General features: G+C 72.7%; 16 protein-coding genes. 1 reads left to right on the forward strand and 15 read right to left on the reverse strand.

Annotated elements, in window-relative coordinates; genetic code table 11:
- Positions 1-3: 3 nt before the first annotated feature.
- Positions 4-1,281 carry a UDP-N-acetylglucosamine 1-carboxyvinyltransferase gene (gene murA / locus ACU610_RS14700; protein ID WP_446768450.1) on the reverse strand — a complete coding sequence of 426 codons (1,278 nt, stop codon included), beginning with the start codon at positions 1,279-1,281 and terminating at the stop codon, positions 4-6.
- A gap of 174 nt (positions 1,282-1,455) precedes the next feature.
- Here murA and ACU610_RS14705 point away from each other — a divergent pair, with 174 nt between their 5' ends.
- Positions 1,456-2,064: a cob(I)yrinic acid a,c-diamide adenosyltransferase gene (locus ACU610_RS14705; RefSeq protein ID WP_446768451.1), complete on the forward strand. Its 609-nt coding sequence runs from the start codon at positions 1,456-1,458 to the stop codon at positions 2,062-2,064.
- Between the two features lie 61 nt (positions 2,065-2,125).
- Here the strand turns inward: ACU610_RS14705 and ACU610_RS14710 are convergent, their stop codons facing one another.
- The 14 genes from ACU610_RS14710 to ACU610_RS14775 form a co-directional block, all read right to left on the reverse strand.
- A complete protein-coding gene (locus ACU610_RS14710) occupies positions 2,126-2,530 on the reverse strand; it encodes a DUF2550 domain-containing protein (RefSeq protein ID WP_446768452.1) in 405 nt (134 codons plus the stop codon).
- A gap of 39 nt (positions 2,531-2,569) precedes the next feature.
- Entirely contained in the window at positions 2,570-2,959 is a 390-nt protein-coding gene (locus ACU610_RS14715; RefSeq protein ID WP_446768453.1) for a F0F1 ATP synthase subunit epsilon, read from the reverse strand.
- A gap of 236 nt (positions 2,960-3,195) precedes the next feature.
- A complete protein-coding gene (locus ACU610_RS14720; RefSeq protein WP_091212685.1) occupies positions 3,196-3,375 on the reverse strand; it encodes a hypothetical protein in 180 nt (59 codons plus the stop codon).
- 293 nt (positions 3,376-3,668) lie between these two features.
- Positions 3,669-5,105, reverse strand: coding sequence for a F0F1 ATP synthase subunit beta (gene atpD, locus ACU610_RS14725; RefSeq protein WP_446768454.1), 1,437 nt, complete (start codon positions 5,103-5,105; stop codon positions 3,669-3,671).
- Positions 5,106-5,183: 78 nt separating this feature from the next.
- Entirely contained in the window at positions 5,184-6,158 is a 975-nt protein-coding gene (locus ACU610_RS14730; protein ID WP_446768455.1) for a F0F1 ATP synthase subunit gamma, read from the reverse strand.
- Between the two features lie 2 nt (positions 6,159-6,160).
- Positions 6,161-7,798 carry a F0F1 ATP synthase subunit alpha gene (gene atpA / locus ACU610_RS14735; protein ID WP_446768456.1) on the reverse strand — a complete coding sequence of 546 codons (1,638 nt, stop codon included), beginning with the start codon at positions 7,796-7,798 and terminating at the stop codon, positions 6,161-6,163.
- Positions 7,799-7,845: 47 nt separating this feature from the next.
- Positions 7,846-8,718: a F0F1 ATP synthase subunit delta gene (locus ACU610_RS14740; RefSeq protein WP_446768457.1), complete on the reverse strand. Its 873-nt coding sequence runs from the start codon at positions 8,716-8,718 to the stop codon at positions 7,846-7,848.
- On the reverse strand, positions 8,718-9,308 hold the full coding sequence (locus ACU610_RS14745; protein ID WP_446768458.1) for a F0F1 ATP synthase subunit B: 591 nt from the start codon (positions 9,306-9,308) through the stop codon (positions 8,718-8,720). The genes ACU610_RS14740 and ACU610_RS14745 overlap by 1 nt, the downstream gene beginning before the upstream one ends.
- 44 nt (positions 9,309-9,352) lie before the next feature.
- Complete coding sequence (atpE, locus tag ACU610_RS14750; protein ID WP_446768459.1) at positions 9,353-9,604, reverse strand: ATP synthase F0 subunit C; 252 nt, start codon at positions 9,602-9,604, stop codon at positions 9,353-9,355.
- 78 nt (positions 9,605-9,682) lie between these two features.
- On the reverse strand, positions 9,683-10,510 hold the full coding sequence (atpB, locus tag ACU610_RS14755) for a F0F1 ATP synthase subunit A (RefSeq protein WP_446768460.1): 828 nt from the start codon (positions 10,508-10,510) through the stop codon (positions 9,683-9,685).
- Positions 10,507-10,836 (reverse strand): AtpZ/AtpI family protein, encoded by a 330-nt coding sequence (locus ACU610_RS14760; RefSeq protein ID WP_446768461.1) that lies wholly within the window; start codon positions 10,834-10,836, stop codon positions 10,507-10,509. Before ACU610_RS14760 ends, atpB begins: the two co-directional genes overlap by 4 nt.
- A gap of 14 nt (positions 10,837-10,850) precedes the next feature.
- Positions 10,851-11,354, reverse strand: a complete 504-nt coding sequence (locus ACU610_RS14765) for a hypothetical protein (RefSeq protein WP_446768462.1) — start codon at positions 11,352-11,354, stop codon at positions 10,851-10,853.
- Positions 11,351-12,601 (reverse strand): glycosyltransferase family 4 protein, encoded by a 1,251-nt coding sequence (locus tag ACU610_RS14770; protein ID WP_446768463.1) that lies wholly within the window; start codon positions 12,599-12,601, stop codon positions 11,351-11,353. Before ACU610_RS14770 ends, ACU610_RS14765 begins: the two co-directional genes overlap by 4 nt.
- Before the next feature lie 283 nt (positions 12,602-12,884).
- A complete protein-coding gene (locus ACU610_RS14775; RefSeq protein WP_446768464.1) occupies positions 12,885-13,541 on the reverse strand; it encodes an L-threonylcarbamoyladenylate synthase in 657 nt (218 codons plus the stop codon).
- Positions 13,542-13,544: the final 3 nt, after the last annotated feature.

Genomic DNA, 13,544 nt, shown 5'->3' on the forward strand with positions numbered 1-13,544 from the left:
CCGCTAGTCGGGGCGCTGCACCCGCTCGATCTGCGCGCCCAGGCCGCGCAACTGCTCGACGAAGTCGGGGTAGCCGCGGTCGACGTGGTGCACGTCCTGCACCTCGGTGACGCCGTCGGACACCAGCCCGGCGAGCACCAGCCCTGCGCCTGCGCGGATGTCGGTGGCCAGCACCGGCGCGCTGGAGAGCCGCTCGCGGCCCCGGACGACGGCGTGGTGGCCGTCGGTGCGCACGGAGGCGCCCAGCCGGACCAGCTCGTTGACGAACATGAACCGGCCCTCGAACACGTTCTCGGTGATCAGTGCCGTCCCCGTGGAGACGGCGGCCAGCGCGACCGCCATCGGCTGGAGGTCGGTCGGGAAGCCCGGGTAGGGCAGCGTGACGACGTCCACGCAGCGCGGACGGCCGCCCATCGCGACCCGCAGCCCGTCGGGCAGCGGCTCGACCCGCGCGCCGGCGTCGCTGAGCTTGGCCAGCGCCACGGTGAGGTGGTCGGCGACGGCCCGCTCGATGACGACGTCCCCGCGGGTCATCACCGCCCCGATGGCCCAGGTGCCGGCCACGATCCGGTCGGGCACGGTCGTGTAGGTGACCGGCTGCAGCCCCGGCACCCCGTCGACGGTGATGGTCGAGGTGCCCGCGCCGTCGATCTGCGCGCCCATCGCGGTGAGCATCGCGCAGAGGTCGACGATCTCCGGCTCGCGGGCGGCGTTGTCGATGACCGTCGTCCCCTCGGCGAGGACCGCGGCCATGACCAGGTTCTCCGTGGCACCGACCGACGGGAAGTCCAGCCAGATGGAGGTGCCCGTGAGGCGCGGGGCGGAGGCCACCAGGAAGCCGTGCTCGCTGTGGATGGTGGCGCCGAGCCGCTCGAGGCCGGAGATGTGCATGTCCAGCCCCCGCGAGCCGATCGCGTCGCCGCCCGGCAGCGCCACCTTGGCCGAACCGCACCGGGCGACGAGCGGGCCGAGGACGCTGATCGACGCCCGCATCCGGCGGACCAGGTCGTAGTCGGTCTCCGTCGACGGCTTGTCCGGGACGTCGACCACCAGCCGGCCGCCGCCACCGTGCGCGTGCCGCTCGTAGGTCACCTCGCAGCCGAGCCGGCGCAGTACCTCGCTCATGATCGCCACGTCGAGGATGTCGGGGACCTCGTCGATGGTGGTCCGCCCGGCGGCCAGCAGCGCGGCGGCCATGAGCTTGAGGGCGCTGTTCTTGGCGCCGGTGACCCGCACCCGCCCGGTCAGGGCCGTGCCGCCGGTGACCTCGAAGCACTCCACCGCCCCACCCTACGGTGGCCCCGCTGCAGGGTCCCGCCGCGAGCCTCCACTGCCTCCCTGCAGGGTCCCGCCGTGAGCCTGCGAGCCGTGGGGGCAGGGGAGGTCCTCCCTGGGGCGGGGCAGGGAGGTCCTCCCTGGGGCGGGGCAGCGAGGCCCTTCTTCTAGGCTCCGGACATGACCGTCCGGCTGACCCGCATCTACACGAAGACCGGCGACGCCGGCCAGACGCACCTCGGGGACATGAGCCGGGTGGCCAAGACCGACCCGCGCCTGGTGGCCTACGCCGACGTCGACGAGGCCAACAGCGTGCTCGGCGTGGCGCTGGCCCTCGGGTCGCCGACCCCGGAGCTCGGCGCGTTGCTGCGCAGCGTGCAGAACGACCTGTTCGACGTCGGCGCCGACCTCTCCACGCCGGTCACGCCGGACCCCCAGTACCCGCCGCTGCGGGTGACGGCCGCCTACACCGAGCGGCTGGAGGCGGCTTGCGACACCTACAACGCCGAGCTGCCGAAGCTGGCCAGCTTCATCCTGCCCGGCGGCACGCCCCTGGCCGCGCTGCTGCACCAGGCCCGCGTCGTCACCCGCCGGGCCGAGCGCAGCGTGTGGGCGCTGCTGGAGGCCGACGGCGAGCGCACCAACGCCGAGACCGCGCGCTACCTCAACCGGCTCTCGGACCTGCTGTTCATCCTCGCCCGGGTGGCCAACCCAGGTGGTGACGTGCTGTGGGAGCCGGGCGCGCACAGCGGGGCGCACGCCCAGCGGGCCGCCCGTGACGCGACGTGATGGATCGGCCCCCTGCAGGGGCCCGCCGCGAGCGTGCGAGCGGTGGGGGGCAGGGGGGCCTTCACCGCACCGGCGGCGCGGACTCCACCCAGGAGAGGAAGCCCGTCACCGTCGAGGGGTCCATGGCCAGCTCCCGGGGGCCGGCCGCGGTGGCGCAGGAGAGGACGACGACGTCGTCCGGGAGGGCGACGTCCTCCGCGCCCGCACGACGCCGCCCCTGCACCCGGAACTCGGCACGGCACAGCCGCTGCTGAGGCCGCACCGACAGCGACAGCGCCCGGTACCAGAGCAGTGAGTCGCCGCCGTACCAGGCCACGCCCACCGACCAGCGCGGCGAGCCGGTCGGGCGCAGCCACATGGTGACCGCGCCGAGCCCGGAGAGCAGGAAGCGGCGGCGCAGCAGGAACGCGACGACGAATCCGACGAGGATCCCCACGACGACCAGGAGGATCAGTTCGGTCGTCATCGGGGGCGCCGGGCGGTCAGGCGGGGTGTCGGCGTCGGCTCAGGCGTCCTGACCGGCGGCGCGCAGTCGTGACTGGGCGCGCCTGGCGGCGGCGAGGGCCTCGGGATCGTCGCCGGCCTCCTCCGCGCGGCGCAGCGCCTCGCGGGCCCGCTCGACGTCGATCTCGGAGGAGATCTCCGCGGTCTCGGCGAGGATCGAGACGCCGCGGTCGGTGACCGACAGGAAGCCGCCGTGGGCCGCGACGACCAGATCCTCGCCCTCGACGGTGCGGACGGTGACGACGCCGCCCTCGGCGAGCTGGCCCAGCAGCGGGGCGTGGTTGGGCAGGACGCCGAGCTCGCCCTCGGTCGTGCGGGCCACGACCATGCGGGCCTCGCCGGACCAGATCATCCGCTCGACGGCCACCAACTCGACATGCAGGGTCGCCACGACACTCCTCGAGGTCCACCGACGGGCGGTACGGGTCGTCGGCCCGGATGGGACGGCGACGGTCAGGGCCACTCTAACGGCCGCGCCCGGCTTCCCCATCGGGCGATACCCGCCGAGGCCGTTTTCGAGCCGGCCCCGCCCAGGGGCTCGCCGCGGCCAGGTCCCGGGTCCCGCCCCGAGCTCGCGGAGGGCGAGGAGGACGGGGTCCTTCGACGGACGGACCTGCAGGAGTCCCCTCAGGCGCAGCGCCGGTACAGCAGGGTCCAGCGACCCACCCGCACCCAGGGACGACGCACGGTCGAGGCCGGCGCCCAGTCCTCGGTGTGGAACTGCCGGCCGCCGACGTAGGGCACCGCCGCGGACGGCGGCCAGCTCCAGTCGGCGCCGTCCACCCGCGTCCCGGTGATGCCGTCCACGTCGTCTCTCCCGATCGTCGCCCAGCCGGTCCGGGCGTCCTCGCACCAGATCGGCACAGGCCGAGGAGCCCTTGAGGCGGACCCGCACCACACCACCCGTCCGGGCCCCGGCGACGGAGCTACCCGCCACACCGTCCGGAAACACGGAACGGCCGGGTCCCGTTGGGGACCCGGCCGTCTCGGTGCCGGAACGGCCCCGCTGCAGGGGCCTCGCCGAGTCAGGTGACGTGCTGGAACGGCTCCGCTGCCCCCCTCGCTGAGCCTGCGGAGCGAGAGGGGCAGCGGGCCCTTGTTCAGGCGCGCTTCAGCTTGTCGGCGTTGCGCTCGAGGTCCTCGAGGCCACCGCACATGAAGAAGGCCTGCTCCGGCACGTTGTCGTACTCGCCGTCGGTGATCGCCTTGAACGCCTGCAGCGTCTCCGACACCGGCACGAACGAACCCGGCTGACCGGTGAAGGCCTCGGCGACGAACATGTTCTGCGAGAGGAAGCGCTCGACGCGCCGGGCCCGGTTGACCGTGACCTTGTCCTCCTCGGAGAGCTCGTCGATGCCGAGGATCGCGATGATGTCCTGCAGCTCCTGGTAGCGCTGCAGCACCTGCTTCACCGTCTGGGCGATCGCGTAGTGGTCCTGCCCGATGTACTGCGGGTCGAGGATCCGGCTGGTGGAGTCCAGCGGGTCGACGGCCGGGTAGATGCCCTTCTCCGAGATCGGCCGGCTGAGGACCGTCGTCGCGTCGAGGTGGGCGAAGGTGGTGTGCGGCGCCGGGTCGGTGATGTCGTCGGCGGGCACGTAGATCGCCTGCATCGAGGTGATGGAGTGGCCGCGGGTCGAGGTGATCCGCTCCTGCAGCTCGCCCATCTCGTCGGCCAGGGTCGGCTGGTAACCCACGGCCGAGGGCATGCGGCCCAGCAGCGTGGAGACCTCGGACCCGGCCTGGGTGAACCGGAAGATGTTGTCGATGAAGAGCAGCACGTCCTGGTTCTGCTCGTCGCGGAAGTACTCCGCCATCGTCAGCGCGGACAGCGCGACCCGCAGGCGGGTGCCCGGCGGCTCGTCCATCTGGCCGAAGACCAGCGCCGTGGACTCGATGACGCCGGACTCCGTCATCTCGGTGATGAGGTCGTTGCCCTCACGGGTGCGCTCGCCGACGCCGGCGAACACCGAGACGCCACCGAACTCCTGGGCGACGCGGCGGATCATCTCCTGGATGAGCACGGTCTTGCCCACGCCGGCGCCACCGAACAGGCCGATCTTCCCGCCGGCCACGTAGGGGGTCAGCAGGTCGATGACCTTGATGCCGGTCTCCAGCATCTCGGTGCGGCCCTCGAGCTGGTCGAACGGCGGCGCGTGCCGGTGGATCTCCCAGCGCGGGGCGTCGGCGCCGTAGCCGGGGGTGTCCAGGCACTGGCCGAGGGCGTTCCACACGTGACCGGTGGTGACGTCGCCGACGGGCACCGAGATCGCCGTGCCGGTGTCCCGGACGTCGGCACCCCGGACCAGGCCGTCGGTCGGCTGCATCGAGATGGTGCGGACCACGTTGTCACCCAGGTGCTGGGCGACCTCGAGGGTCAGCGTCTTGCCCAGGTCGGCGAGGGTGACCTCCACCTCCAGGGCGTTGAACAGGTCGGGCATCGCGTCGCGCGGGAACTCGACGTCGACGACCGGCCCGGTGACCCGGACGACGCGGCCGGTCGTCAGGGTGGTCGGACGGTCCTCGGTGACGGTCATCTGTACTGCTCTCCTGCCCTCGGGCTCGGTTCGGTCCGCGTCTTCGGTGTCCCTGCCGCGGGAGCGGCCGGGGTGGGGTCAGTCGTCGGCGCCCGCGGACACCAGCGCGTCTGCACCGCCGACGATCTCGCTGATCTCCTGGGTGATCTCGGCCTGGCGGGCCTGGTTCGCCTGCCGCGAGAGGTTCTTCGCCAGCTCCTCGGCGTTGTCCGAGGCCGACTTCATGGCCCGTCGCCGGGACGCCGACTCCGACGCCGCCGACTCGAGCATCGCCGCGAAGATCCGCGTCGTCACGTACTTCGGCAGCAGGGCGTCGAGGAGGGCGTCGGGCGAGGGCTCGAACTCGTAGGAGGTGGGGACGCCGGAGTCGCCGGTGGTGATCCCGCTCTCCCGGTCCTCCCGCTCGTAGTCGAACTCCTCGACCTCCTCGACCTCCAGCGGGGCCATCCGCTTGGCGACCGGGACCTGCGCGAGCAGCGACCGGAACTCGGTGTAGACGATGTGCAGCTCGTCCACACCGAGGACGCCGTCGGCACCTGCACCGGTCTCGTCGTCGTCCTGACCGGCGGTGAAGGCGGCGATGAGTTCTTCACCGACGCGCTGGGCGTCGGTGTAGTGAGGCTGCTCCGAGAACCCGGTGAAGGTCTCGGCGACCGGGCGGTTGCGGAAGGAGTAGTAGGTCTCCCCCTTCCGGCCCACCACGTAGAGGACGGGTTCCTTGCCCTCCTGGCGGAGCAGTGAGAGCAGCTCCTCGGTGCGGCGCAGCACGTTGACGTTGTACGACCCGGCGAAGCCGCGGTCGGAGGTGATGACGAGCACCGCCGCCCGCCGTGCGTCCTGCCGCTCGGTCAGCAGCGGGTGGTCCAGCGAGGCCGACCCGGCCAGCGCGGACAGCACCCGGGTGATCTCCCGGGCGTAGGGCTTGGAGGCCTCCACCCGGGCCTGGGCGCGCACGATGCGGGCGCCGGCGATCAGCTCCTGCGCCGAGAAGATCTTCTTCGTCGACTGCGTGGAGCGGATGCGGCGCCGCAGCGCGCGGAGGTTGCCGGCCACGGTCAGGCGCTCCGCTTGACCTGGACGCGCTCCTGGCCGCGCTCGGACGCGTCCATCGCCTCGGCCTCGTCCTCGTTGATCCGCAGCGTGCCACCCTCGGAGGTCTGGAACTGGCCGTAGAAGTCCTCGACGGCGCGCTCCAGGCCCTGGACGGCGTCGTCCCCGAGCGCCTTGCTCTGCCGGATCCCGTCGAAGACGCCGCCGTGGCTGCGGGCGACGTAGTCGAGGAACTCGGCCTCGAAGCGGCGGACCTCCGACACCGGCACCTTGTCGAGCCTGCCGGTGGTGCCCAGCCAGATGGAGACGACCTCGCGCTCCACCGGGTAGGGCTGGTACTGGCCCTGCTTGAGCAGCTCGACCAGGCGCTGGCCGCGCTCCAGCGTCGCGCGGCTGGAGGCGTCGAGGTCGGAGGAGAACGAGGCGAACGCCTCGAGCTCGCGGTACTGGGCCAGGTCCAGCCGCAGGCGGCCGGCGACGGACTTCATGGCCTTGATCTGCGCCGAGCCGCCCACGCGGGAGACCGAGATGCCGACGTTGATCGCCGGGCGGACGCCGGAGTTGAACAGACCCGTCTCGAGGAAGATCTGCCCGTCGGTGATGGAGATGACGTTGGTCGGGATGTAGGCCGACACGTCGTTGCCCTTGGTCTCCACGATCGGCAGACCCGTCATCGAGCCGCCGCCGAGCTCGTCGGAGAGCTTGGCGCAGCGCTCCAGCAGCCGGGAGTGGAGGTAGAAGACGTCGCCGGGGTAGGCCTCGCGGCCCGGCGGACGGCGCAGCAGCAGGGAGACCGCACGGTAGGCCTCGGCCTGCCGGGACAGGTCGTCGAAGACGATCAGGACGTGCTTGCCGTCGTACATCCAGTGCTGGCCGATGGCCGAGCCGGTGTAGGGGGCGATGTACTTCACACCGGCCGACTCCGAAGCGGGGGCGGCGACGATGGTCGTGTACTCCATCGCGCCGGCCTCCTCGAGGGCGGCGCGGATGGACGCGATCGTCGAGCCCTTCTGGCCGACGGCGACGTAGATGCAGCGCACCTGCTGCTTCGGGTCACCGGTGGCCCAGGCCTGCCGCTGGTTGATGATCGTGTCGATCGCGATCGCGGTCCGGCCGGTCTGCCGGTCGCCGATGATCAGCTGGCGCTGGCCACGGCCGATCGGCGTCATGGCGTCGATGGCCTTGATGCCGGTCTGCATCGGCTCGTGCACCGACTGCCGCTGGACCACGGTCGGGGCCTGCAGCTCCAGCGCGCGGCGGCCCGTGGTGGCGATGGGGCCGACGCCGTCGATCGGGTTGCCCAGCGGGTCGATCACGCGGCCGAGGTAGCCGTCGCCGACCGGCACGGAGAGGACCTCGCCGGTCCGGCGGACCTGCTGGCCCTCCTCGATGCTGGCGTAGTCACCGAGGACGACGACCCCGATCTCACGGGTGTCGAGGTTCAGCGCCAGGCCGCGGACGCCGCTCTCGAACTCGAGCAGCTCGTTGGTCATGACCGAGGGCAGGCCCTCGACCCGGGCGATGCCGTCCCCGGACTCGGTGACGAGCCCGACCTCTTCCCGCGACACGTCGGGCGAGTACTCGGTGACGTAGTTCTGGATGGCACTGCGGATCTCGTCAGCGGAGATCGTCAGCTCGGCCATGGCGTGGTGTCCTCTTCCCTGCTGGGTGGTGTCTGAGTGGGAGCCGGTCAGCCGACGAGCCGTCGGCCGGCGGCCTCGAGACGGTGGGCGATGCTGCCGTCGATGACCTCGTCACCGACGCGGATGACCAGGCCGCCGAGCACGCTCGGGTCCACGGTCACCTGCAGGCCGATCGGCCGGTGGTAGAGGCGGGTGAGGAGCTCGGCCAGCCGGCGCTCCTGTGCGTCGGTCAGCGCCACGGCCGTCGTCACGTGCGCCACCGACTGACCGCGACGGTTGGAGGCCGCCTCGGAGAGGCGCTCGACGACGGTCTCGGCGTTGCCGATGGTCCGTCCGGTGAGGTGGCTGCGCAGCAGCATCGCGGTGATCGGGCTGACCCGGCCCGCGAGCAACCGGTCCAGCAACTCGGCCTTGCCGGCCGCCGGAGCGGTGCGGTCGCTGAGGATCCGGGACAGTTCCGCATCCCCGGCGACGATACGCCCGAAACGGAACAGCTCGTCCTCGACGCCGTCGAGCTCACCGCGGCCGTCCGCGGCGTCCAGCGCGGCGTCCGTGGCCAGGGTCTCGGTCGCCTCCACCAGGTCCACCGGCCGCGACCAGCGCTGCCGGGCCGCCGTCTCGACCAGGTCGAGCGTGGCCTCGGAGACCCGGCCGGTCAGCAGCCGCCGGGCGACGCCGGCCCGGTCGGCCGGGGCGGACGACGGGTCCGACAGCGCCCGGCGCAGCGTGACCTGCCCCTCGAGCAGGCGCGCGACGGCGAACAGCTCGTCGGCCAGGGCCGCGAGCTCCTCGGGGGTCGCGGCCCGCTCCTGGCCGGTCAGGCGATCGCGCGCCCGCTCCAGCAGGCCGGAGGCCGGCCGGGTGATCTCGTTGGACCGGTCCCGGACGACGGCGAGCGCCTGGCGACTGGAGGCATCCATCAGCGGTCGCCCTGGGGCGCGTACACCGAGCTGCCGGTGGCGCCGCCCCGGCCGTCCGGCGAGGCACCGGCGGCCATGCCGTCGAGCTGGTCGAGGAACCGGTCGACGGTGCCGCTGCGGCGTGCCTGGTCCTCGAGGGACTCGCCGACCACGCGGCCGGCCAGGTCGACCGCGAGCGCGCCGATCTCGCCGCGCAGCTGGTTGACGACCTGCTGCCGCGAGGCCGCCAGCTGCTCCTCGCCGCGAGCGATGATCCGCGCCGACTCCTCCTGCGCCTGGGCCCGCAGCTCCTCGAGGATCTGCTGGCCCTCGGCACGAGCCTGGTCGCGGATCTGCGCGGCCTCGGTGCGGGCCTCGGCCAGCTGGGCGCGGTACTGCTCGAGCGCCGCCTGCGCCTCGGCCTGCATCGCCTCGGCCCGCTCGATGCCGCCCTCGATCGCCTCCCGGCGAGCCCGGAAGACCTGCTCGAAGCGCGGCCAGACGAACTTGGCCAGCACGAAGAACGCGATGGCGAACGTGATCGTCCCGATGACGATCTCCCCCACCGGGGGAAGCAGCGGGTTGGCCGACTCCGCAGCCTGATTCATCATGCTCTGCACGTCCCTACGTCAGTGGAGCCTGGACGGGACCCGGGTCAGCCGGCGTTGCCCGGCCCGAAGATGAAGGGGACGACCAGGCCGATCAGCGCGAGGGCCTCGGAGAGCGCGGCGCCGAGGAACGCGTAGGTCCGGGTCAGGCCGGCCGACTCGGGCTGACGGGCGGTCGCCTGGATGTAGGCGGCCCAGACGATGCCGACGCCGATGCCCGGGCCGATGGCGGCGAGGCCGTAGCCGACCGAGCCGATGCTGCCGACGAGCTCTGCAAGGACGTCCGTGCTGGGGACCATGCGGGGTGATTCCTCCTGTGTCGGTCGCCCGGGGGTTCCCCGGGCGGCTGGCGGGGGGTGGTACGGGGGTGGTGCGGGTCAGTGAGCGGGCTCGACGGCGCCGTTGAGGTAGGTCGCGGTGAGCACGACGAAGACGTAGGCCTGCAGCACGATGACCAGCAGCTCGAAGAAGGTCATGACCAGTGCCATCAGGAAGGAGGCCGCGCCGAAGACGGGCATGACCCCGCCGGCGCTGAGCAGGTAGACGGCACCGAGCGAGAACACGACGAGCAGCATGTGGCCGGCGAACATGTTGGCGAAGAGCCGGACCGCCAGCGTGAACGGCCGGATCACGAAGACCTGCAGCAGCTCGATCGGCGTGACGAGGATGAGCGCCCCGATCGGCACACCGGGCGGGACGGCGGCGTCCTTGAAGTAGCGGGCAGCGCCCTGCTCGCGGATCCCGATGTAGTTGTAGAGCACCCAGACGATGACCGCGAGGACCAGCGGGATCGCGAACTTCGAGTTCGGCGAGATCTGCGCGAACGGGAAGATGCTCATGAAGTTGTTGAACAGGATGAAGAAGAAGAGCGAGGCGAGGAACGGCGCGAACGGCAGGCCCTTGGGGCCGATGACGTCGCGGGCCATGCCGTCGCGGACCAGCGAGTAGCCGCTCTCCCCGATGTACTGCAGCTTGCCCGGCACGATCGAGGCATTGCGGGCGGCCAGGAGCAGGAACACGAGCATCGCCGCGGTGGCGAGCCAGAAGATCAGGATGATCCGGGTGATCTGGAAGTCGATGCCCAGGACCGAGAACTCGAAGATCGCCGGCGGGTAGAACTCCGCGATGCTGGGGGCCTGGAAGCCGCCCTCCCCGCCTCCTTCGGCGGCGAGCACGTCGGCGAGCGCGTGGGCGCTGGAGGTCACCGTTGTCCCTTCTGCGTCCTGGTCGGGCTGCGGCGCCCGCCCCGGGTGGAGCCGGTGCGCCCCGGCCCCTCGGCCGGGGGCGGGGCGCCGTACTTGACGACCACCAGGTAGATGGCCACCGTCAGGCCGAGGAGCACGCCGATGAGGGCGACGAAGCGGGTACCCCACCAGCGGTCGAGCAGCAGCCCGACCCCGCCCCACACGATGATCCCCGAGAGCATGGTCCCGGTGATGCTCCACCCGATGTCGGCGCCGCTGGGCTGACGCTGGGCGGACGGTGCAGGTCGAGGTCGAGAACCCCCGCTGGAGGAGCTGTCCTCGGCCATCGGCCGGGACACTATCAGCCGCGTGTCGTGGGGCCTCCCGGCGGCAGTGGGGATCCCCCGGTCGAGGGCGGGGCAGGGGGCTGCGCGCCGGGTGGCGCGGGCGGGGTGACGTAGTAGAGCCGGCGGGTCCAGACCCACCGCTGCTGGACGACGCTCCAGACCAGCGCCCCCACGACCACCGTCCACGCGAGCGTGCGGCGGTGCACCCACCCGTCGGCCGGCAGCGACTGCAGCACGGCGGCCAGGACCAGGATCTTCACGAAGAACGAGCCGAGTGCAGCGGGCAGCGTGAAGGCGTCGCCGTGTCGCCCGGCCCAGGCGATGACCAGGCCGGACAGCGCGAAGAAGAACGTGACGACGGCGGCGCCGACCAGCACGGCCACGGCGGCGTCCCACCCCCCGAGCAGGCCGGCGACCGGCGCGGCGACGGTGGTGAGCGCCGCGGTCACCGCCGTCCCCACGCGGAGGAAGGACAGGTCCCACGGGACCTGCTGCTGCTCGGTCCCGGTGGCGGTCATCGGACTCCCTGGGGTGACGGCTTGCCGGCCGGGTCTGCCGGCCGGCCCTGGACGGAGGGGGCGGTGGCGCGCAGCGCCCGCCCCGTGGGGTGGTGCTCGCGGCTGCGCCGCCGCTGCGCCTCGAGCTCGGCGGCTCGGGCCTCACGAGCGGCTCGCCGGGCGCGCGGGCTGAGGACGACGACGACGCCGAGGACGAGCAGCACCGCGATGCCGACGAGCAGCTCCACCCGGCCACCGGTGATCGACAGCCCCACGGCGCCGAAGGAGAGCAGCGCGGCCCAGAAGTACATGACCAGCACCGCGCGCCGGTGGGAGTGCCCGATCGCCAGCAGCCGGTGGTGCAGGTGCATCTTGTCCGGCGAGAACGGCGAGCGGCCGCGCAGGCTGCGGCGGACGACGGCCATGACGAGGTCGATGAACGGGATGGAGAGCACCGCGATCGGCACCAGCAGCGGCAGGGCCAGCGGCAGCAGGGTCGCCGCGGAGTCGAACGTCTGCGGGTCGGCCTGGCCGGTCGCCGAGACCGCGGCAGCGGAGAGCATGAGGCCGACGAGCATCGAGCCGGAGTCCCCCATGAAGATGCGGGCCGGGCTGAAGTTGTGCGGCAGGAACCCCAGGCACGCACCGGCCAGCACCGCGGTGATCAGCGTGGGGGCGCTGGCGATGTCGTCATAGCCCTCGATGCCCAGGTTGTAGCTGTAGGCGAAGAAGGCCAGCGCGGCGATCGCCGAGACGCCTGCCGCCAGACCGTCGAGGCCGTCGATGAAGTTGAGCGCGTTGACGGTGAGGACCGTCAGCAGCAGCGTCAGCGGGACGCCGATGTCGGGCCCGAGGGAGAGCGTGCCGATGTCGGCGACCGGGAGGAAGACGAAGGCGAGCTGGACGCCGAGCAGCACCATCACCCCGGCCGCAGCGATCTGGCCGGTGAGCTTGGTCAGTGCGTCCAGACCGAACTTGTCGTCGAGGACGCCCAGTGCGCAGATCAACCCGCCGGCGACGAGGACCGCAGCGGTCTGCGAGTCGTCGAAGGTGCGTTGCAGGGCCGGCAACCGCGTCGCCACCAGGACCGCGGCGGCGACCCCCAGGTACATCGCGACGCCGCCGCCGCGCGGCGTGGGGATGACGTGCACGTCGCGTTCGCGGGGCGCGGCCATCATGCGCAGCCGGACCGCCGCCAGCCGCACCACCGGCGTTGCCAGATAGGTGACCAGCCCCGCGGTGAGCAGGACGACGACGTACTCCCGCATGGCTCAGACGGGGCCGGAGACGGTGCCCCAGGAGAGGGTGCTCATGGCAGCGGATCTCCCGGGATCGACGACGGGCTGTGGTCCCACGGTATCGCTCCGACCCTCGCCCCACCGGGACGGCGGCGACCGGCCCGTCCTGGGTCCCGCCCCGAGCCTGCGACGGGCGGCGGTGGGCCCCCTCCAGGGCACCGCCCCGAGCCTGCGAGGGGTGGGGAGGAGGGGCGGCCCCCCTTCGGGGGCCCGCGCCGAGCGTGCGAGGCGTGGGGGGAAGGGGGGTCCTTCCTCAGTCGACGATCTCGGGGACGACCTCGCGCAGCCGGTCGACCGGGATCGCCCCGACCCGCAGCACGCGCGGAGCCGGCACGGTGCAGTCGACGATCGTGCTCGCCGCGCTCCCGGCGCGCGGCCCGCCGTCGAGGACGACGGCCACGTGCGGACCGAGCTGGGCGACCGCCTCGTCGGCGGTGGTCGCGGCCGGCCGGCCCGAGCGGTTGGCGCTGGAGACCGCGAGCGGGCCGGTGCGCCGGAGCAGGTCGCGGGCGACCCCGTCGTCGGGCAGCCGGACGGCCACGGTGCCCTCGGCGTCCCCCAGGTCCCAGGCCAGGGACGACGCGTGCTCGAGGACCAGGGTCAGCCCTCCGGGCCAGAAGGCCTCGGCCAGCTTCGTCGCCAGCGGCGGGACGACGGTGACCAACCCGACGAGGGTGGATGCCTCGCCGATGAGCACCGGCACCGGCATCGTGCGGCCGCGGTTCTTCGCCGCCAGCAGCGCGGCGACCGCCGACGGGGTGAAGGCGTCGGCGGCCACGCCGTACACGGTGTCGGTGGGCATCAGCACCAGCTCGCCCCTGCCGATCGCCGCCGCGGCGGCGTCCAGCCCGGCGGCGCGGGCGTCGGGGTCGGAGCAGTCGTAGGTCGCCGGGGTCGAAGACGGAGCCACGGG

The organism is Geodermatophilus sp. URMC 61 (assembly GCF_052931555.1).

What these genes read in the sequence shown, in the direction of transcription:
- ACU610_RS14705 (WP_446768451.1), top strand. Translation starts at nt 1,456, where the DNA reads ATGACCGTCCGGCTGACCCGCATCTACACGAAGACCGGCGACGCCGGC.
- ACU610_RS14710 (WP_446768452.1), bottom strand. Translation starts at nt 2,530, where the DNA reads ATGACGACCGAACTGATCCTCCTGGTCGTCGTGGGGATCCTCGTCGGA.
- atpD (WP_446768454.1), bottom strand. Translation starts at nt 5,105, where the DNA reads ATGACCGTCACCGAGGACCGTCCGACCACCCTGACGACCGGCCGCGTC.
- atpA (WP_446768456.1), bottom strand. Translation starts at nt 7,798, where the DNA reads ATGGCCGAGCTGACGATCTCCGCTGACGAGATCCGCAGTGCCATCCAG.
- ACU610_RS14740 (WP_446768457.1), bottom strand. Translation starts at nt 8,718, where the DNA reads ATGGATGCCTCCAGTCGCCAGGCGCTCGCCGTCGTCCGGGACCGGTCC.
- ACU610_RS14745 (WP_446768458.1), bottom strand. Translation starts at nt 9,308, where the DNA reads ATGATGAATCAGGCTGCGGAGTCGGCCAACCCGCTGCTTCCCCCGGTG.
- atpE (WP_446768459.1), bottom strand. Translation starts at nt 9,604, where the DNA reads ATGGTCCCCAGCACGGACGTCCTTGCAGAGCTCGTCGGCAGCATCGGC.
- ACU610_RS14760 (WP_446768461.1), bottom strand. Translation starts at nt 10,836, where the DNA reads ATGGCCGAGGACAGCTCCTCCAGCGGGGGTTCTCGACCTCGACCTGCA.
- ACU610_RS14765 (WP_446768462.1), bottom strand. Translation starts at nt 11,354, where the DNA reads ATGACCGCCACCGGGACCGAGCAGCAGCAGGTCCCGTGGGACCTGTCC.
- ACU610_RS14770 (WP_446768463.1), bottom strand. Translation starts at nt 12,601, where the DNA reads ATGCGGGAGTACGTCGTCGTCCTGCTCACCGCGGGGCTGGTCACCTAT.